General features: G+C 71.6%; 17 protein-coding genes and 1 pseudogene. 12 read left to right on the top strand and 6 right to left on the bottom strand.

Translation table 11 applies throughout. From position 1 onward, the window contains the following. Nucleotides 1–2,904 (top strand): annotated as a pseudogene (locus IH26_RS55785) (sensor histidine kinase); the annotation flags it as partial. A gap of 41 nt (nt 2,905–2,945) precedes the next feature. Here IH26_RS55785 and IH26_RS62810 read toward each other — a convergent pair. After that, on the bottom strand, nt 2,946–4,364 hold the full coding sequence (locus tag IH26_RS62810; RefSeq protein WP_245665150.1) for an MFS transporter: 1,419 nt from the start codon (nt 4,362–4,364) through the stop codon (nt 2,946–2,948). Between the two features lie 91 nt (nt 4,365–4,455). Between IH26_RS62810 and IH26_RS0112870 the strand changes: the two genes are divergently transcribed. The 6 genes from IH26_RS0112870 (at nt 4,456) to IH26_RS63885 (ending at nt 12,249) form a co-directional block, all read left to right on the top strand. Beyond that, on the top strand, nt 4,456–5,142 hold the full coding sequence (locus IH26_RS0112870) for a TetR family transcriptional regulator (RefSeq protein ID WP_030436403.1): 687 nt from the start codon (nt 4,456–4,458) through the stop codon (nt 5,140–5,142). A gap of 9 nt (nt 5,143–5,151) precedes the next feature. Continuing rightward, a complete protein-coding gene (locus IH26_RS0112875) occupies nt 5,152–5,751 on the top strand; it encodes a mycothiol-dependent nitroreductase Rv2466c family protein (RefSeq protein ID WP_030436404.1) in 600 nt (199 codons plus the stop codon). 42 nt (nt 5,752–5,793) lie between these two features. Further along, nucleotides 5,794–6,729: a glycosyltransferase family 2 protein gene (locus tag IH26_RS0112880; protein ID WP_034214984.1), complete on the top strand. Its 936-nt coding sequence runs from the start codon at nt 5,794–5,796 to the stop codon at nt 6,727–6,729. 146 nt (nt 6,730–6,875) lie between these two features. Next, nucleotides 6,876–8,186, top strand: coding sequence for a glycosyltransferase family 2 protein (locus tag IH26_RS55790; RefSeq protein ID WP_051808057.1), 1,311 nt, complete (start codon nt 6,876–6,878; stop codon nt 8,184–8,186). Continuing rightward, entirely contained in the window at nt 8,183–10,255 is a 2,073-nt protein-coding gene (locus tag IH26_RS0112890; protein WP_030436407.1) for a glycosyltransferase family protein, read from the top strand. Before IH26_RS55790 ends, IH26_RS0112890 begins: the two co-directional genes overlap by 4 nt. Next, entirely contained in the window at nt 10,255–12,249 is a 1,995-nt protein-coding gene (locus IH26_RS63885; protein WP_030436408.1) for a lipopolysaccharide biosynthesis protein, read from the top strand. Before IH26_RS0112890 ends, IH26_RS63885 begins: the two co-directional genes overlap by 1 nt. Here the strand turns inward: IH26_RS63885 and IH26_RS0112900 are convergent. Beyond that, complete coding sequence (locus IH26_RS0112900) at nt 12,232–12,783, bottom strand: class I SAM-dependent methyltransferase (RefSeq protein ID WP_030436409.1); 552 nt, start codon at nt 12,781–12,783, stop codon at nt 12,232–12,234. The genes IH26_RS63885 and IH26_RS0112900 overlap by 18 nt on opposite strands. A 678-nt stretch (nt 12,784–13,461) precedes the next feature. On the opposite strand from IH26_RS0112900, the gene IH26_RS0112910 reads away from it, so the two are divergent. Further along, nucleotides 13,462–14,661: an NAD(P)/FAD-dependent oxidoreductase gene (locus IH26_RS0112910; protein ID WP_030436410.1), complete on the top strand. Its 1,200-nt coding sequence runs from the start codon at nt 13,462–13,464 to the stop codon at nt 14,659–14,661. Between the two features lie 170 nt (nt 14,662–14,831). On the opposite strand, the gene IH26_RS55795 is transcribed toward IH26_RS0112910, so the two are convergent. Together IH26_RS55795 and IH26_RS59735 are read right to left on the bottom strand one after the other, a co-directional pair. Beyond that, on the bottom strand, nt 14,832–15,197 hold the full coding sequence (locus IH26_RS55795) for a hypothetical protein (protein WP_051808059.1): 366 nt from the start codon (nt 15,195–15,197) through the stop codon (nt 14,832–14,834). Nucleotides 15,198–15,277: 80 nt separating this feature from the next. After that, nucleotides 15,278–15,433: a hypothetical protein gene (locus IH26_RS59735; protein ID WP_157437173.1), complete on the bottom strand. Its 156-nt coding sequence runs from the start codon at nt 15,431–15,433 to the stop codon at nt 15,278–15,280. Between the two features lie 31 nt (nt 15,434–15,464). Here IH26_RS59735 and IH26_RS53505 point away from each other — a divergent pair, with 31 nt between their 5' ends. From IH26_RS53505 to IH26_RS0112930, 3 genes are all read left to right on the top strand, one after another. After that, the gene (locus IH26_RS53505) at nt 15,465–15,836 is read left to right on the top strand and encodes a TetR/AcrR family transcriptional regulator (protein ID WP_051808061.1); all 372 of its coding nucleotides are present in this window, start codon (nt 15,465–15,467) and stop codon (nt 15,834–15,836) included. A gap of 189 nt (nt 15,837–16,025) precedes the next feature. Continuing rightward, on the top strand, nt 16,026–16,805 hold the full coding sequence (locus IH26_RS0112925; protein ID WP_030436411.1) for an SAM-dependent methyltransferase: 780 nt from the start codon (nt 16,026–16,028) through the stop codon (nt 16,803–16,805). 40 nt (nt 16,806–16,845) lie between these two features. Continuing rightward, entirely contained in the window at nt 16,846–17,481 is a 636-nt protein-coding gene (locus IH26_RS0112930) for an SDR family oxidoreductase (RefSeq protein WP_030436412.1), read from the top strand. A gap of 37 nt (nt 17,482–17,518) precedes the next feature. Here the strand turns inward: IH26_RS0112930 and IH26_RS0112935 are convergent, their stop codons facing one another. Continuing rightward, nucleotides 17,519–17,881, bottom strand: a complete 363-nt coding sequence (locus IH26_RS0112935; RefSeq protein WP_030436413.1) for a GatB/YqeY domain-containing protein — start codon at nt 17,879–17,881, stop codon at nt 17,519–17,521. Nucleotides 17,882–17,947: 66 nt separating this feature from the next. Further along, the gene (locus IH26_RS0112940; protein ID WP_030436414.1) at nt 17,948–18,820 is read right to left on the bottom strand and encodes a LysR family transcriptional regulator; all 873 of its coding nucleotides are present in this window, start codon (nt 18,818–18,820) and stop codon (nt 17,948–17,950) included. 70 nt (nt 18,821–18,890) lie between these two features. Here IH26_RS0112940 and IH26_RS0112945 point away from each other — a divergent pair, with 70 nt between their 5' ends. Then, nucleotides 18,891–19,256 (top strand): YybH family protein, encoded by a 366-nt coding sequence (locus IH26_RS0112945; RefSeq protein WP_030436415.1) that lies wholly within the window; start codon nt 18,891–18,893, stop codon nt 19,254–19,256. Nucleotides 19,257–19,322: the final 66 nt, after the last annotated feature.

Here is a 19,322-nt window from a genome sequence, read left to right on the forward strand (position 1 = left end):
GTGCAGCACGCGCGGGAGTTCGATGCCGAGCGGCTGGGCGTTCTGCGGGCCACCGGCCTGCTCGAGGCGGGTCGTTCCCCGTCGCTGGACCGGCTGACCGGGCTGGCCGCCCGGCTCATCGGCGCCCCGGTCGCGCTGGTTTCCCTGGTCGACGCCGAGCGGCAGCGGTTCGCCAGCGCCTGCGGCCTGGACGGCGAGCTGGACGAGACCCGGGAGACGCCGCTGACCCACTCGTTCTGCCGGCACGTGGTCGAGGAGCGGCGGCCGCTGATCGTCGAGGACGCGCGGGCGGACGAGCGGCTGCGCGGCAATCCGGCCGTCGCCGAGTACGACGCGATCGCGTACGCCGGCTTCCCGCTGCGCTCCCCGGACGGCCACGTCCTCGGCTCGTTCTGCGTGCTCGACACCCGTCCCCACCGGTGGACCGAGGACCAACTGGCCACGCTCGCCGACCTCGCCGCCGCGGCCGAGTCGGAGATCGCGCTGCGGCTGGCGAACCGCGAGCAGGAGCTGGCCGCCGCCCGGATGCAGGCGGTACTGGACAGTGCGCAGGACGCGTACGTCGCGATCGCCGACGACGGCCGGGTGATCGCCTGGAACGCCGCCGCGGAGCGGTTGTTCGGCTACTCGGCCGCCGAGGCGCGCGGCCGTTCGGTGACCGAGCTGATCATCCCCGAGCGCTATCACGCGATGCACGAGTCGGGTCTGGCCCGGGTGCGGGCGACCGGCAGGTCGCAGCTGACCGGGCAGCGGCTGCAACTGGCCGCGATCGACCGTTCCGGCCGGGAGTTCCAGGCCGAGATGACCGTGCAGCTCAGCCAGGAGCAGGACGAACTCGTCTTCCACGCGTTCCTGCACGACATCACCGACCGGATGGTCGCGCTCGCCGAGCTGGAGCGCCGCGGCCAGGAGCTGGACGACGAGCACACCTTCCTGCAGGCACTGCTGGACAGCCTGGACGCGGGGGTGGCCGCCTGCGACAGCGACGGCCGGCTCACCTTTTTCAACCGCGCGCTGCGCGAGTTGCACGGCCGCGACGCGACTCGCGGCGAGACCGAGGAGACCTGGGCTCAGGCGTACGACCTGTACGCGCCGGACGGTCGTACGCGGTTGCGGCCGGAGGAGGTTCCGCTGGCCCGCGCGTACGCCGGCGAAGCCGTTCGCGGTCAGCACCTCGTGGTGCAGACGGCGACGGGACCGCGCCGGTTCGTGAGCAACGCCCGGCCGATCGACGCCGCCGACGGCCGCCGCCTCGGCGCCGTGGTGGCCATGCACGACATCACCGAGGCGCACCGGGCCGAGGAGCTGCGCCGTGCCCGGCACAAGGTGGCGCAGGTGCTCTCCGAGGCGACCAGCGCCGAGCAGGCCGCGGTCCGGGTGGTCGCCGCGATCACCGACGCGCTCGGCTGGCTCTGCGGCGAGTACTGGCAGGTCGACGAGCACCGCCGGCGCATCGACCGGGTCAGCTCGCACACCCGGGCTGGCCGCGATCTGCACCGCTTCTCCGGCGAATGGCCGCTGTCGTTCGTACGCGGGGCGGGGTTGCCCGGCCTGACCTGGAAGCGCGGCGCCGACGTCTGGTCCATCGTGGAGCCGGACCGGCTGCTGGCCGGCGGCCGGATCGAGGTCGCGCGCGAGTACGGCGTGCGGACCGCGATCGGCGTGCCGGTGCGCTCCGGCCGCCGGGTGGTCGGCGTGCTCGCCTTCTTCCTCGACGACGAGCTGGCCCACGACCCGGATGTGGTGGCGATGCTCGACGCGGTCTGCGCGCACCTCGGCCGGTTCGTCGAGCGCCGCCGGGCCGAGGACCTGACGCTCGCCCTGGCCTCCGCCCGGCGCGATTTCGACCGGGTGGTCGGCCAGCTCAACGACTACGTCTGGACCGTCGAGGTACGACCGGACGGCCGCACCCGGTCGGTGTACGCGAGCCCGAACGGCCTGGGCGTCTTCGGCGGCACGCTGCCCACCGGCGGCGACCTGAACGCGACCCTGCGCGGGCTGGTGCACCCGGAGGACCGGGCCGACTTCGTCGCGTTCCACGAGGCGATCGCGGCCGGCGGCGACTCGGAGATCGAGTGCCGGGTCGTCGGCTTCGACGGCGTCACCCGCTGGGTCTGGACCCGGGCCACGGCCCGCCGCGACGGCGACCGGCTCTACGTGGACGGGATCAGCACCAACGTCACCGAGCGGCGGGAGGTCGCCGAGCAGCGCGAACAGCAGGTCGAGCAGCTGCGCGAGCTGGACCGGATGAAGGACGAGCTGGCCGCCGTGGTCATCCACGAGCTGCGCAACCCGGTCGGCGTGATCCGCGGCTACGCCGAGATGCTGCTGGACAACCCGAAGCTGGACGACCTGGCCCGGCGGCACGTGGCGGTGGTCGACCGGACCGTGCTGCACCTGCAGCGGCTCGTGGACGACCTGCTCGACCTGGCTCGCCTGGACGCCGGGCACATCAGCATCGAACCGCTGCCGATGCCGGCCGACCGGCTGCTCCGCGATGTCGTGGACAACCATCGCCCCGGCGCGTACGGCAAGAATCTGATCGTCCACGAGGAGCTGGACCCGGATCTGCCGGTGCTCGGAGACGCGCAGCGGCTCCGGCAGGCGCTCGACAACCTGCTGTCCAACGCGATCAAGTACACGCCCGAGGGCGGCACGATCCGGGTGGTGGCCGGCCGCCGGGACGGCGCGGCGGTCATCGAGATCAGCGACACCGGCATCGGCATCCCGCCCGAGCAGTACCCGCACCTGTTCAGCCGGTTCTTCCGGGCCAGCAACGCGACCCGGGACGGGATCAAGGGCACCGGCCTCGGCCTCGCGGTGACCAAGGCCATCGTGGACGCGCACGAGGGAGAGGTCTCGGCCCGGCCGGCTCCCGGCGGCGGCACCACCTTCACGGTGACGCTGCCCCTGCGGAGCGAGCCGGGCCGTATCGGTCGTCCCGGTCAGACCAGTTCGAGCTGCGGCGCCTCGGTCTCGACCGACGCGACCGGCCGCACCGCGCGCAGCGACCAGAGCGCCACCGGCACCCCGACGGCCACCAGGATCGCGGCCACCACCAGCGAGAACTGGTAGCCGGAGAGGTAGCGGTGCAGCTCGGTGCCGCTGGCCGCGCCGGCCCGGTTGCTGAGGATCGCGCCGAGGATCGTGATGCCGAGCAGGCCGAAGACCTCGCGGGAGACGTTCAGCATGCCGGAGCCGATACCGGCGCGCTCGGCCGGCAGCGCGCTGACGATCACGTTGTTCAGCGGGACCAGCATGCCGCCGCCGACGCCGTAGAACACGAACCAGGGGAGCAGGTCGGTGTAGGTGGTGCCCTCGCCGTACGCGGAAATCCCGAAGATCGCGATGGCCATGATCGCCAGGCCCAGCGCGACCGTGCGGCCGGCCCCGAAGCGCGCCTCCAGCCGCGGCGCGAGCGTCGCGCTCACCGCCATGACCAGCGCCATCGGCACGAACGACGAGCCCGCCTCGGTGGGCGAGAAGCCGAGCACGTTCTGCAGGTAGATGGCGGTGTAGAAGTAGATGCCGAAGACGCCGAACGCCCACAGGCCCATCGCGAGCAGGCCGCCGGTGAAGACCCGCTGCCGCAGCATGCTTAGGTCCATCATCGGGTTCTTCGACCGTAGCTCGATGACCACGAAGGCGGTCGCGGCGAGCGCGGCGAGGGCGAACGACGCCAGGATGAGACCGGAGGTCCAGCCCTTCGATTCCCCTTCGATCAGGGCGTACGTGAGGGCGAAGAGCGCGACCGAGGAGGTCAGCACGCCGGGCAGGTCCAGCCCGCGGGCCGTGCCGCGCTCCGTGGTCGGGACGCTGACCAGGGTGAGGATCGCGGTGGCCACGCCGATCGGTGCGTTGATCAGGAAGATCCAGCCCCACGACGCGTGCTGGGACAGCCAGCCGCCGGTGAACGGGCCGATGGCGAGGGCGAGCGCGCCGACCGCACCCCAGACGCCGACCGCGGTGCCACGCTCGCGCGGGTCGGGGAACAGCCGGGGGAGCAGGGCCAGCGAGGCCGGGGTGAGCAGCGCGGCGCCGATGCCCTGGACGGCCCGGGCGCCGATCAGCATCTCCTGGTTCTGCGCGAGGCCGGCGCCGACCGAGGCGAGCGTGAAGACCGCCAGGCCGCCGAGGAAGGCGGCGCGGGTGCCGAGCACGTCGGCGATCCGGCCGCCGGCCAGCAGCAGGCCGGCGAAGACCAGCACGTACGCGCTGGCGATCCACTCCAGTCCGGAGATGCTCAGCTGGAGGTCCCGCTGGATGGACGGCAGGGCCACGTTGACCACGTTGTTGTCGAGGTAGGTCATGAAGGTGCCGAGCGCCACCGCCACGAGCGCCCACCACCGTCGGTTCTTCTCCACGGGAATCCCCCTGTACAACGTCCTTGTACAACGTCCTTGTACGCCGTACATGTACTAGGTACATCAGACCTGTACGTTGTATGGTTGTCAAGTGGCGGGCGAGAGATTGACGAAGACGGCGGTGGCCGAGCGGGCGTTACGGCTCGGCGACGAGGAGGGCCTGGAGGCGGTGACCATCCGCCGGCTGGCCCAGGAGCTGGGCGTCACGCCCATGGCCCTGTACTGGCATTTCAAGAACAAGGACGAGCTGATGGCCGGCATCGTCGACCAGGCGTTGTCCACCGTCCGGGCAGATCGCGACGCCACCGACCCGTGGCAGAAACAGCTGCGCGCGATGGTCGAGGCGCTGATCCGGGCGATGCGCGAGCATCCCGCGCTGGGCGATCTCATGCATGTGGTCGCCAAGGAGGACGGGCAGAGCTTCACCCGCGCCACCAACGACGCGCTGGTGCTGCTCACCGCGGGCGGGTTCGGCGTCGAGGAGGCGTACTGGGTGGCCTCGTACCTGCTGCATTCCGCGATCGGCCTGGTCGCCGCCCAGCCCGACTGCCCGATGAACGTGCCGGCCGCGCAGGCCGCCGAGTGGCGCCGGCAGAAACGCCTGAAGCTGGAGAGCCTCCCGGCCGACAAGTTCCCTCTGGTGGTCGAGTTCGCCGCGACCTTCGCCCGGGTGCCCGACATCGAGCGGTACTACGCCTTCGGGCTCGACCTGGTGATGGCCGGCGTCGAGGCGGTCGCGCCCGGAATGGAGCAGACGATGGGTGCCGCGCGGGCGTAGGTTCGACGAGTGACAACAGTCGACTTCTATTTCGACCCAGCCTGTCCCTTCGCCTGGATCACCTCCCGCTGGATGCTCGAGGTAAGGAGCCAGCGGGAGTTCGACCTCCGCTTCCACGTGATGAGCCTGTACGTGCTCAACGAGAACCGGGACCTGCCCGACGAGTACCGCGAGCTCATCAACCGCTCGCTCGGCACGGTCCGGGTGGTGACCGCCGCCAAGGTCAAACACGGTGACGAGATTCTCGGCCCGCTCTACACCGCGCTCGGCACCCGCATCCACAACCAGGGCAACAAGGACTTCCCGGTGGTGATCCGCGAGGCGCTGGCGGAGCTGGGCCTGCCCGCCGAGCTCGCCGAGGCGGCCGACTCGGAGGAGTACGACGAGGAGCTGCGCCGCAGCCACCACGAGGGGATGGACCCGGTCGGCACCGACGTCGGCACCCCGACCATTCACATCGACGGGGTCGCGTTCTTCGGGCCGGTGCTCTCCAGCATCCCGCGCGGCGAGGATGCGCTGAAGGTGTTCGACGGGGCGGTGGCGCTCGCCTCGTACCCGGACTTCTTCGAGCTCAAGCGCACGCGTACCGGTGGGCTGAAGTTCGACTGAGAGTTGTCTCAAGAAGGGCGCTAGCCCGCCGTAGTTCCCGGCATGCCTTCGATCAGCGTGGTCATCTGCAGCTACACCGATCGTCGCTGGGACGACTTCCGGCGGGCCTGCGTGTCCGTCGAGCGCCAGCTGCTCGACGGGGACGAGTTGGTGGTGGTGATCGACCACAACGACGCCCTGCTGACCCGTGCCCGGGCCGCCTTCCCGCGCGCCCGGGTCGTGGCCAACGGCGGTAAGCAGGGGCTCTCCGACGCCCGCAACACCGGCGTCGCCACCGCGAAAGGGGACGTGGTCGCGTTCCTCGACGACGACGCGGCCGCCCGGCCCGGCTGGCTCGCCGGGCTGCGCGCCACCTTCGCCCAGGCGGAGGTGGCGGTGGCCGGCACCGCGGTGGTGGCCGAGTGGGAGGGCGGGCACCCGCCGCGCTGGTTCCCCGCCGAGTTCGGCTGGGTGGTCGGCTGCAGCTACCGGGGACAACCGGAGACCAAGGCGGCCGTACGCAATCCGATCGGTGCGTCGATGGCCGTGCGCCGGTCCGTCTTCGGCGAGGTGGGCGGGTTCTCCGACGCCATCGGGCGGGTCGGCGCAACCCCGGTCGGCTGCGAGGAGACCGAGTTCTGCATCCGGGTGGCGGCGCACGACAGCGCGGCCCGGGTCGTGCTCGACCCGGCCACGGCGGTGGACCACCATGTTCCGGCGGCGCGGCAGACCGTGGGGTATTTCGTCCGGCGCTGCTACCACGAGGGCCGGTCGAAGCGGATCGTCTCGTTGCTGCGTGGTGCCAAGGCCGGTCTGTCCGCCGAGCGGACGTACATGCGGGAGACGTTGCCGAAGGCCGTGGCGCGGGGGGTCTCCGGCGCGGTGCGGGACCCGGATGGGCTGGTACGGGCCGGGGTCGTGATGCTGGGGCTGGGCAGTACGGTGCTCGGCTACGCCGTCGAGTCGGTCCGCCGGGGCCCGCTCACCGTGACCGGCTGAATCCGCCGGCCCGAGGGGTGGCCCGGTAACCGGCTGAATCCGCCGGCCCCGAGGGGTGGCCCGGTAACCGGCTGAATCCGCCGGCCCCGAGGGGTGGCAAATCCGCTTTAGCCGCATCAGGGCGGAATGCCGGGGAGAATGATCCCGTGCCAGCGTCCCCGCTCGTCCGTTCGCGCCGGCCCGCCTGGGCCCCCGGCGACGCGGTCTGGTGTTGCGACTTCGACTTGGCCGGCGACGAGCCGTCGGCGATGGTGCCGCCCCGGAACGAGACCAGCATGCGGGTGCTGGTGCGGCTGCACGGCGAGCCGCTCGGCTACCTGACGCTGCCGCGGACCGGCACGCCGGAGGACCTCGACCTGATCCGGGCCGAGGCGTTCCGTTCGCTGGCCGGGCCGCTGCGGCGGCACCTGGCGGCGGAGGGCGTGGCGGTCCCCGAACCGATGTCGCCGGTGCCCGCCCAGACCGAGAGCTGCCCGAACTACGTCGTCGCCGAGGACCTGGTCTCGGTGGTCGTCTGCACCCGGGACCGGGCCGACGCGCTGCCCGCCTGCCTCGACCGGCTCGCCGAGATCACCTACCGCCCGGTCGAGTTCGTGATCGTCGACAACGCGCCGCGCGACGACTCCACCCGCGCCGTGGTCGAGAAGTATGCCGCGGACGACGACCGGTTCCGCTACGTGTGCGAGCCGCGGCCCGGCCTCTCCCGGGCACGCAACGCCGGGCTGGCCGCGGCGACCGGCCGGTACCTGGCGTACACCGACGACGACGTGGCGGTCGACCGGCTCTGGATCCACGGGCTGTTGCGCGGCTTCCAGCGGCGCGCGGACGTGGGCTGCGTGACCGGCCTGGTCTGCACGGCGGCGGTCAGCAACGGGCCGGAGGCGTACTTCGACGCCCGGCTCGCCAACTGGTCGACCCGGTGCCGGCCGCAGTTCTTCGACCTGTCGGCGAACGGCCGGCACGGGGCGCTCTACCCGTTCTCGGCCGGCATCTTCGGCACCGGCGCCAGCTTCGCCTTCGACCGGGAGTTGCTCGCCCGGGTCGGCGGCTTCGACGAGGCGCTGGGCGCCGGCACGCTCACCCGCGGCGGCGAGGACCTGGACATCTTCGTCCGGGTGCTGTTCGGCGGCGGGGCGATCGCGTACGAGCCGGCCGCCGTCGTCTGGCACCACCACCGGGCCACCGAGGAGTCGTTGCTCAAGCAGATGTACGGGTACGGCACCGGGCTCACCGCGTACCTGACGAAGCTGGTGCTCGACCGCTCGACCCGGACCCACCTGCTGCGCCGGGCGCCGGCCGGCGTACGGCAGATCGTGCGGATCCGGAACCAGACGCACGAACGACTGGGCCCAGCCGTGGCCCCGCCGGCCGGGGCGATGCGCCGCGAGTTCACCGGTTTCCTGGCCGGCCCGCTGCTCTACCTGCGCGCCCGCCGCGCCCTGCGGAACCCCCGGTGACCACCCTCCTCGAACGAACGGTGTCGGCGCTGTCCGGCCCGGTGGTACGCGAGCCGGGCACCGCCCGGGTCCGGCTGGTCATCTCGGCGTCGAGCCTGCTCGCGTTCCTGCTCGGCGTGCTGGGGCTGATCGCCGGCGTGTCGGGCCTGCGGGTGGTCGGCTTCGTCGGTTACTTCCTCTTCGGCATCGGTGCGGCGCCCTGGGCGTTGCTGCCCCGGCTCGACCTGCCGCTGCGGCTCGCGCTGACGATCACCACCGCGATGGGCACGCTGGTGATCGTCTCCACCGCGATGCTCGAGGCGGGCGCGTGGCAGACCGCCGTGGCCACCTCGCTGCTGTGCGCGGTCACCGTGCCGATGCACGTCGCCGGGCTGGTCCTGATCCGGCGCGACCTGCGCGGCGCTTTCCCCGCGCTCGGGCCGGGCATCTATGTCTCCGGCACCGGCGCGCTGCTCTGCCTGGTCGCCGCCCTCATGCACCGGCACACCGACCCGGGGATCTGGGGCTTCCTCGCGCAGATCGGGCCGCTCTGGTACATCGGCGTCGGACTGACCGTGCTGTCGCTGGCGGTCTCCCGCTCGTACGCCGAAACGGCCACCGCGATCGGGGTGCTCGCGCTGATCGTGGTACTGACCGGCACCCCGGCGATCGTCTACGACCTGCCGCGCATCCAGTCCTCGGCCAAGCACGTCGAGATGGTCCAGCAGATCCGCCACGCGCACGTGCTGCGGGCCGCGGTGGCGGTGTACAACGGCTGGCCCGGCTTCTTCTCGGCGATGGCCTGGCTGGCCGACGCGGCCGGCATCCGCGACCCGCTGCACCTGGCCACCGCGTGGCAGCTGCTGATCGGCCTGTACCGGGTGATCGCGATGCGCTACTTCGCCGGCCAGGTGCTCCGGGACGGCCGCCAGGCCTGGCTGGCCGTGCTGTTCTGCGCGCTGCCGGACACGATCGGCCAGGACTACTTCTCGCCGCAGTCGGTCGGATTCGTCTTCGGCATCCTGATCTTCGGCTACGCCCTGTCCCGGCTGCCGCTGCGTCGCAAGGCGGCGGCGATGACCGGGGCGGCCGTCACGGTGGCGATCACCCACCAGCTCAGCCCCTACATCATCGGCGGCGCGCTCTGCGTGCTGGTGGTCTTCCGCCGGCTCAAGCCGTGGTGGCTGCCCGCGACCGTGCTCGGCACCGCGGTCGCCTGGGCGCTGCTCAACTGGGCCGACATCAGCAAGTTCGTCGACCTCGACAGCCTCGGCAGCTCTGGCAACTTCACCACGCCGACGCCCACCGCGGTCAGCGGCCTGACCCGCCTGCCGGTCTTCCTGGCCATGGAGGGCGCGCTCGCGCTGAGCCTGCTGATCCTCGGCGTGCTGACCGCCGTCGTGGTGTGGCGGCACCGGCGGAGCCTCCGGATCTGGGCGCTGGTCGCCTGCCCCGGTGCCGGCCTCGCGATCGTCGTCGCTCATCCGTACGGCAAGGAAGGTCTTTATCGGGCCGTCCTCTTCGCGCTGCCGTGGCTGGCGGTGCTCGCCGCCCCGGCGTTCCCGATCCGAGCGAGCCGCTGGTGGCAGGCGATCCGGCTGGCCGTCACCGCGGTGCTCACGGTCGACTTCGTGGTCGGCACGTTCAGCCTGGATGCCTCGAACGTGATCCGACCGGGCGATGTGGACGGGTTCGCCGCCTACGCGAAGACCCCGACCGGGGACGACGTCAACTACTGCCTGCTGATCGGGCCGGGCGACCTGCCGAGCGGGCCGAACCTGGAGCCGAACACGCGGGTCTCGGTCTACCGCGATGCCGTCGATACGACGTACGCGTTCACCATAAGAGCCGCCGACGCAAGCGCGGTTGACACTCTGACCCAGGACCTCATCTCGTACACCGGCCTGAACGATCCGACCGACCGGCTCTACGCCTTCTGGTCGCCGACCAACTCCTACTACGGCTGGGAGTACGGCCTGCACACGCCCCAGCAGTTCACCGCCCTGCGGGACGCGTTCGCCGCCTCGCCGTTGTGGAAGGTGATCTTCTCCGAGGGCGGCTCGGTGCTCTTCGAGTACACGGGCTCCTGATGGCCGCCGGCTCGGCGCCACAAGAGAAGAACCACGTCGCGCAGCTCTTCGGCCGGGACTCGGTCTACATGCTGATGTGGGCCGTGCAAATCATCAGCGCGGCGCTGCTCACCCCGATCACCACCCGGGTGCTGGGCCTGGGCGAGTTCGGCACGGTCACCTCGGCCAACGCGATCATGCAGGTGCTGTTCGTCTTCGCCGGGCTCGGCCTGCAGACCGCGGTGCAGCGCGAGTACTCCACCTTCGAGAACCCGCGCGGCGCCCGCCAGCTGATCCTCGCCGCGCTCGGGCTGACCGCGGGCGTCTCGGCGCTGGCCTGGTGGACGGTGCCGCTGTGGGCGGGCGCCCTGGAGATGGCCGACGACCGGACGGCGCTGCGCTGGGCGGTGCTGTGGGCCGGGTCGTCGGCGATGACCACGGTCTCCCTCGGCCTGCTGCGCAGCCTGGACAAGCTGCTGATGTTCAGCGCGGTCAGCTTCCTGCAGTCGGTGGTGGCCGAGGCGCTCGCCCTGGGCCTGGTCAAGTTCTACCGGCCGACGGCCGAGGCATTCCTCGGCGGGCAGGTGGCGGCGCAGTTCGCGGCGGCCTTCCTGGGGCTGGTGGTGGCACCGCCGGCGCTGCTGCGGTGGCGGGAGAAGTACGTGCTGGACCGCGCGCTGCGGTTCGCCCTGCCGCTGGTGCCGGCCGCGTTGAGCACGTTCGTGCTGTCGGTCTCGGACCGGTTGATCGTCGAGGCGCAGCTGGGCGCCGAGGCGGTGGCCCGCTATCAGGTCGCGTACAACGTGGCGTCGATGCCGATGCTGCTGCTGTCGGTGCTGAACTCGGCCTGGATGCCGCGCTTCTTCGGCATCTCCGACGAGGGCGAACGCAGGCGCGTGCTGGCCTCCAGCCGGGACGCGCTGTACCGGCTGATGCTGCCGGTGGTGGCCGGCTTCGCGTGCGGCGCCCCGCTGGTGCTGCGGATCTGGGCGCCGTCCTCCTACCACCCGGCCAAGCTGCACTTCGTCGTCTGTCTGGTGCTGATAACCGCTATTCCGTACGCCGGGCAGCTCGCCGTGACGCGAACGTTGATGGCCGAGGGGCGGACCGGGGCCTCGGCGGCGGCGACCCTGGCCGCGGCGCTGGTCAACGTGGCCCTGAACCTGGCGCTGGTCTCCCGGTTCGGGCTGGAGGGCTGCGCGTTCGCGACCCTGGCGGCGTACGCGTTCCTGTATGTGTTGCTCGAAGTGATCGGCCGGCGGGCACGGGTGCCGCGCTCGCCGCGCGGATTGCAGCTGCAGTTGACCGGGGCGGCGGCCTTGGCGCTGGGGTCGGCGTGGGTCTCGGAGAACGCGCTGACCCTCACGCTGCGGGCCGCTGCCGGGGCGGCGGCGGGGGTGTGGTTCCTTCGGGTGCTGATGACGATCGGGCAGGAGAACCGGGAGACGGACGCCCGCACCGAGCCGGTCCGCGGCCCGGACGAGGCCACCCAACTGCTGTGGGTCGGCGCGACGATCGAGATGACCACGCTGGTCCCGAATCGGCGGCGAGGAGATCGTCGGCAGGCCGACCCCGCCGAGAATCCGTGGCCGATGGAGCGCCGCTATGACGACCGCCGTGCTAGCGGACGCCATCGTCGGGTCAATCCCTCGGCGCCGGCCTTCCCGATAAACCCGACAAACCCGTCTTGGCTAGCGGCGTTGTCCGCACCGTCATCCATGCCCAGCCCTCCGCCCGCGCCCTTACCCGCGCACGCGCCCTCGTCCGGACCCGCACCCGCCTTCGCGGCCGCGCCCGCCTCCGCGGCCGCGCCCGCCTCCGCGGCCGCGCTCACCTCCGCGGCCGCGCTCACCTCCGCGGCCGCGCTCACCTCCGCGGCCGCGCCCCCTTCCGGGCCCGGGACGGTGCCCTCGTTCGGGTCCGCGCCGTTGCCCCCGCCGCCGTGGCCGCCGCTCCATCCCGCGCCGGCCGCGTGGTCGCCGCTTGTCCCGGACGGGTCAAGCGCGGGCCGATAGCCGGGACACCAGCAGGCTGAGCGGCCAGTGCCCGACGGCGACGGGCTCCTTGCGCACTGAATCGAAGGTCCTCTCGGCGGCGCGCACCGCTCGACGCAGCGCCCACCGCGCGTCGTAGATCCACAGCCGCCCGCCCGGGCGCAGCACCCGGCGCAGGTCGCGGATGCCGCCCTCGACGTCGCCCCAGTGGTGCTGGCTGATCGACGAGACGATCAGGTCGAACGTCTCGTCCGGATAGGGCAGCGCCGCGACGTCGCCGACCGCGAAGGTCACCCGCCCCCTTGTGTCCTGCCGGCGGGCGAAATCGATCATGCGCGGCTCCCGGTCGACCGCGTCGATGGTCCAGGTCGGGCGCACCATGGCCAGGTCGCGCGGGATGCGGCCGGGCCCGGTGCCGGCGTCGAGCACCCGCGCGCCGTCGGGCAGCCCGGCGGCCGCGGCGTCGGCGACCACCTTGGCGTAGAGCCGCGCGGCGAGCCGGCCCGCGTGCCGGTCGTAGCGCTCGGCGTTGGCGAAGACATGTGCCGCCTGCATGAGATACTCCCGTATTCAGTGTTCCTTTCCGAACATCGTGTTCGGTTACGCTGATCGGGGTCAACGGCCGATCCGGGCCATCCGTCCGGAACCGAACAGGGGTGGTGACATTGGCCGGAAACGAGGATCGCCGCGTCCGGCGCACCCGTCGCTCGCTGCAACGGGCGCTGGTGGCGCTGATAACCGAGCGTGGGTACGAGAAGGTCACCGTCCAGGAGGTTTGGACCGCGCCGACGTCGGCCGCACCACCTTCTACGCCCACTTCCGGGACAAGGACGCGCTGTTCGCCTCCTGCTTCGACGACCTGCGGACCGATCTCGAGCGCGAGTTGAGCGCGATGGGCGGCCCGCCGCCCGACGATGCCACCTCGCCGATCGGGGTCATTTTCGAGCACGCATACCGCAACCGGCCCGTCTACCGTGCGGTCGGCGCCGCGCACCTGCACGACTTACTTTTCCGGGCGTTGCGCGATCACCTGGCCGAGCAGAGGCCCCCGGCTGCCGGTCGACGTGGTCGCCGAGTACCACGCCAGTGCCCTGACCGGCGTGCTCGGCTGGTGGGTAAGGGCCGACTTTCCGCATGGGCCGGCCGAGATGGCCCGGATGTGCCGCGAGATGACGCAACCCGGTGTGATGGCTGCCCTGCGCGGGATCCACGCCGAGGGGCCAAGATAGGCCTATGACGTATGTCGTGGTGGGCGGTGGCCTGGCCGCCGCAAAGGCGGTGGAAACCCTGCGTGACGAGGGCTTCGAGGGCCCGGTCACGCTCATCGGGACGGAGCAGGTCCGGCCGTACGAGCGGCCGCCGCTCTCCAAGGGGCTGTTGCTCGGCACGGATGCGCCGGACAGTGTCTTCGTCCACTCTCCGGAGTGGTATCCGGAGCACGATGTCACCCTACGCAGCGGCACTACGGTGACCGCCGTCGACCGAGCCGCCAAGGTCGTCCGAACCGACGCGGGCGACGAGATCGCGTACGAGAAACTGCTGCTCGCCACCGGCTCGACCCCGCGTCCGCTCCCGGTGCCCGGCGGCGACCGGGCGCTGCTGCTGCGCACGCTCTCCGACTCGCGCCGGATCTCGGAGGCCGTCACCGAGAAGAGCCGGGTCGTGGTGATCGGCGCCGGCTGGATCGGCCTCGAGGTAGCCGCCGCCGCGCGCAGCCGGGGCGCGACCGTCGACGTGGTCGGCACCACCAAGCTCCCGCTGGCCAACGTACTGGGCGACGAGATCGCCCAGGTCTTCGCCGACCTGCACCGGGCCAACGGCGTGACCCTGCACCTGAACACGCACGCCGAGGCGGTCGACGGCACCGCGGTACGGCTCGCGAACGGCGAGACGCTCACCGCCGACGTGGCGATCGCCGGCATCGGTGTCACTCCCAACGTCGGCCTGGCCACCGACGCCGGCCTGACCGTGGACAACGGCGTCCTGGTCGACGCGAGGCTCGCCACCAGCGATCCGGACATCTTCGCGGCCGGCGACATCGCGAACGTCGACCACCCGTTCCTCAAGCACCGCATCCGCGTAGAACACTGGGCGACGGCGCTGAACACCGGCCCGGTCGCGGCGAAGGCGATGCTCGGCCAGGACGTGTCCTACGACAAACTGCCGTACTTCTACACCGACCAGTTCGACCTGGGCATGGAGTACACCGGCTGGGTGGCGCCGGACGCGAAGCCCACGGTGGTCGTCCGCGGCGACCTGGCGACCCGCGAGTTCATCTCGTTCTGGCTGGTCGACGGCAAGGTGGCGGCCGGCATGAACGTCAACATCTGGGACGTGACCGACCAGATCGAAGCCTTGATCCGCTCCGGCAAGGCGATCGATCCGGCCCGCCTCGCCGACCCCGGCGTGGGCTTGGCCGACCTGCTGAGCTGAGTCGCCTCCATCACCGCCAGCCGGGCTTGATCCCGTCCGGCATCCGGCGCACCCTGCAGCGGGCCGAACCGGCTCGCCTCAGCGGGCCGAACCGGCTCGCCTCAGCGGGCCGAACCGGCGCACCTGCAGCGGGCCGAACCGGCTCGCCTCAGCGGACGGGCCGGCTCGCCTCAACGGGCCGTTCCCAGTGCGGCCTTGAGCAGCCCGTTCCGCAGCGGCACGCCGTTTCGTCGCCGGGTCAGCCAGGTGACCGCCGGATCGGTACACCCGCCGAAGATCTCGCGCAGCGCGTCGAGCTCGGCGCCGGGCCGGAAAGCGCCCTCGGGCAGGGCGGCCGAGGCGAACCAGTTGGTCCCGCCGTTCTCATGTGGAGTGCTGCCGAACTTCACGCCCGCGCCCCAGACCTCGGCGAACGTGTCGGTCGGCAGGTCGTCGATCACCCCGCGCCAAGCGGTGCTCCCGGCGTACCGCGCCCGATAGCTCTCCCCGAACAACCGCTCCCGTGTCTGGCTGAACACGCCGTCCGCGGCCACCACGAGGTCGTCCGGCAGCGCCTCGGTGACCGGCTCGCCGAAGCGCAGCTCACACCCCTCGGCGGCGGGCTTGCGCAGGACCGTCAGCAGGGGCGCCGGGAGACCAGGTGAATCCGCTCGCCCAGCCGGCGCTCGAGCCGGGCGACGTCCATGGTGACGATGCGGCTGCCGTCGGGCCGGCGCAGCTCGCCGCTCTGCTGGGGCGGACCTTCCTTGCGTACGCGTCCGCCGACGCCCAATTCGTCGAGCGCCTTGAGGGCGGCGGGCCAGATGCCGAGGGCGGTGCCGGTGCTCGGCGTCGACCTGGCCGGCTCCGCGTCGAACTACTTCAAGACCCGGGACGCGCTGGTCGACGCGATCATCGAGCGGTTCGCCGAGCGGGACCGGGCTTCGTGGGAGGCGCTCGCCGGCCTGGTCATGCCGCGCACCGCCCAGGACCTGGCCGGGATGCTGGCGGCCTATGTGCGGCGGGCCGTTGGGGCGGACCGGGTGGTGACGATCGCGCGGTACGGCGTCTTCATCGAGTCGGCGCTGCGACCCGGCTCGCGGAGCCAGCTGACCGAGTCCGCGCGGGAAGTCCGGCGATGGGGGGGCCGAGTGGCTGCGGTCGATCGGGGCGCCCGACCCGGCCCTGGCCTGTGAGCTGCTGTTCGATCAGATTGACGGGCTTATCCTGCACCACCTGGCGTATCCCGACCTCTCCGGCGATCTCGAGGGCCGGCTGGCGGCGACCGTGCGCGCCACCGTGGGGATGTGGCGCCGGCTTGTCGCGTACGAAATCGCCGGGTTTTTGATCTCCTGCACGGGGACTACAGTTCGGTCGTGGATCGCATGGACACCTCGGTGCCGCACCCCGCTCGGCGGTACAACTACTGGCTGGGCGGCAAGGATCATTTCGCGGCCGACCGGGAGTCGGGGGATCTGCTGGTCAAGGCGTTTCCGACGGCGCGGATCGCGGCGCGGGAGAATCGGGACTTCCTCCGGCGGAGCGTGCGGTTTCTGGCCGAGTCGGGGGTGCGGCAGTTTCTCGACGTCGGGACCGGCCTCCCGGTGCCCGACAACACACACGAGATCGCGCAGCGCATCGCGCCGGAGTCGCGAGTGCTCTATGTGGACAACGATCCGATCGTGATGACGCATTCGCGGGCGTTGACGGTCGGGACGCCGGAGGGCCGTACCGGATACGTCGAGGCGGACCTGCGGGATCCGGAGTCGATTATCGGCGATCCGGAGCTGCGGGCGGTGCTCGATCTGCGCGAGCCGGTGGCGTTGCTGCTGGTCGCGGTCCTGCATTTCCTCCACGACGACGATCAGGCCGCTGCGGTGGTCGCCCGGCTTCTGGCGGCGTTGCCGTCCGGCAGTTACCTGGTGGCCAGCAATTTGACGCTGGACCATGCCCCGCCGGCGCAGGTGGCGAAGCATGAGGAGCTGTTGGCGTCCGGGCGCACCGACGCGCGGGCCCGGAACCTCTCGGAATTCGGCCGGTTCTTCGCCGAGCTCGACGTCGTCGATCCCGGGATCGTGGCGGTGAGCGACTGGCGGCCGGAGCGGAGCGACCAGCCGACCCCCACCGACGTGGCCATCTACGGTGCGGTCGGCCGGAAGGCGTAGCCGTTCGGCGCGGTCCCACCGTTTCTCCTAGGGTCGGGGCATGGACATCCTCGTAGCGGGCGGCCACGGCAAGGTCGCCCTTCGCCTGTTGACCCTGTTGGCAGCCCAGGGCCACACGGCTCGCGGCCTCATCCGCAATCCGGAGCAGGCCGAGGACCTGCGCTCGGCCGGCGCGGTCCCGGTGATCGGCGACCTGGAGGCGGCGTCCTCCCTCGCGCCGTGGGTGCACGGCGCCGACGCCGTGGTCTTCGCTGCCGGCGCCGGCCCGGGCAGCGGTCCCGGCCGCAAGCGCACGGTGGACTTGGGCGGTGCGGTGAAGTTGGCCGATGCGGCGACGGCCGAGGGCGTGACCCGCTACGTCATGGTCTCCTCGATCGGCGCGGAGAACCCGTCCGCCGGCGGCGCAATGCGGCCCTACCTGGAGGCGAAGGCAGAGGCGGACGCGTACGTGGCGGCCAGCGGCCTCGACTACACGATCGTCCGACCGGGCGGCCTCACGGACGATCCGGGAACCGGTCGGGTAACGGTCACCCGGACGCTGGGCAATCGGGGCCGGGTCCCCCGAGATGACGTGGCTGCCGTGCTGGCCGCCTGTCTGCAGACTCCGTCGACGATCGGAGTCACCTTCGAACTCTTCGCCGGCGACACACCCATCGCCGACGCGCTTCGGTTCTAGGTCCGCCGAGCCGGATGCGGCCTGGCTGTGGGCGGCGCTAGGCGTCCGGCAGGTGAGCGGCCAGAGCGCGGGCCTCGCTCCGGAGTTGTTCCGCCCGTTCGGTGCGTCCGGCCCGGTCGTATTCGTCGGCCGCCGTCTCTCGCTCGGCCAACTCCGTACGCACGATCTGCTCGACCTCAACGTCGGTCAAGGTGCGCCGCGCCACCTCGGTGGCACCCACGCCGATGGCCACCTGCTCGATGGCCTGCCCGCGAACCTCGCCCCCGGCCGGCGCCACTGCCTCGGCATTGTCGATCGCCGCGAGGGTGGCACGCAGCGCCGACGTCGCCGCCCGGTCGCGCGATTTCATGGCAGCCGGCAGCGCAGCCCTGAGCCGCTGCCGCAACGAGCTCTCGATCATGTCCGCGACGCTATAGGCCCCACCATCTGCCCCGAAACCTATTTCGTCGCGGCCTCTCTTCAGTTGTCAACGAAACTCTCGTCGGCAGTGCGGCAACAGCGCGGACAAGGCCGGACTCGTCCGCGGCCTCCATACCAAGGCGAGCAGTGCCGGGATCGGCACCCCGGTGACCGGCACGGCCACCAGCTCGGCGTGCACCTTCGCCATAGACTCGCTCAGCACGGCGATTCCCAGACCACGTGAGGCTAGCTCGGCCACCGCACCAGGTGCCGACGCGACCAGCACGACGTCGGGAATCAAGCCCCCGGTCACACACGCCTCGTCGAAAGCTGCGCGGATACCGGTTCCCTCGGGCAACGTGACCAGAGGGTACGCCACCAACTCCGTGAGCGGAAAGGCCTTCTCGCTCGCCTGTGGATGGCCGGGCGGGACGAGCGCGACCAGGCCCTCGCTGGCGATCACCTGGGCGGACAGGTGCTCGGGCGGCGCGCCGGCCACGCCCACCAGCGCGATGTCGACCTCCCCGGTCCGCACGGCGTTGACCAGATAGGTCGAGTTCTTCTCCATCAGCTCGAGCTCGATCCCAGGGTGCTCGCGGTGGAACGAGGCGAGCGCGGCGAACAGCGGCGTGATCTCGCATCCGGTCACCATCCCGATGGTCAGGCGGCCACGGATGAGTCCCTTCACCGCGTCCACGGCTTCGCGGAGGTCCGTAACGGCATCCAAAGCCAATTGGGCGTACGGGAGAGCCACCGTCCCCGCCTCGGTGAGCCGTGCGACCCGGCCGGACCGGTCGATGAGCTCCGCGCCCAGCTCGTTTTCCAGCGTGCGCACCTGGGCACTCACCCCGGACTGGCTGATGTGCACGCGCTGTGCCGCGCGGGTGAAGTTGGCCTCCTCGGCCACCGCCAGGAAGTACTCGAGCTGCCGCAGTTCCATAACCGCAGATTCTAGTTCGCAGAAGAACCATGTGTTGGACTTCTGCTGGCGGCCGGGGAAGGGTGGAGTCATGACCGAACACGAGAAGGCTCGAAAGCCGGAAGACCTGACCCGCCTGTTCGTCGAGCGGGCGAATGCGAAGGATGCCGAGGGCCTCGCCCTGCTGTATGAGGAGGATGCGGTGATGGCCTACCCGCCGGGTCAGCAGACCGTGGGCCGGGCGGCGATTCAGAAGCTGTGGGAGGAAGCGTTGCCGCACATGCCGGCGTTCGAGCCGGAGCAGCCGCTGCCCACCCTGATCAGCGGAGATCTGGCGCTGACCTCGACTCCGCCGAAGGACGGCGCCGGCGCCCGAGCCCAGGTGGTGCGCCGCCAGCCCGACGGCACCTGGCTAAGGGTGCTCGACCAGCCCGAGTTCGTCGCACCGAACGGCTGACACGCGGGCCTGACGGGCGCGTGAAGGCCGAACGCGCGCCCGCGCCGAACGCGCGCGGGGTCGAAC

This window comes from Actinoplanes subtropicus, from assembly GCF_000721705.1.
GTDB lineage: Bacteria > Actinomycetota > Actinomycetes > Mycobacteriales > Micromonosporaceae > Actinoplanes > Actinoplanes subtropicus.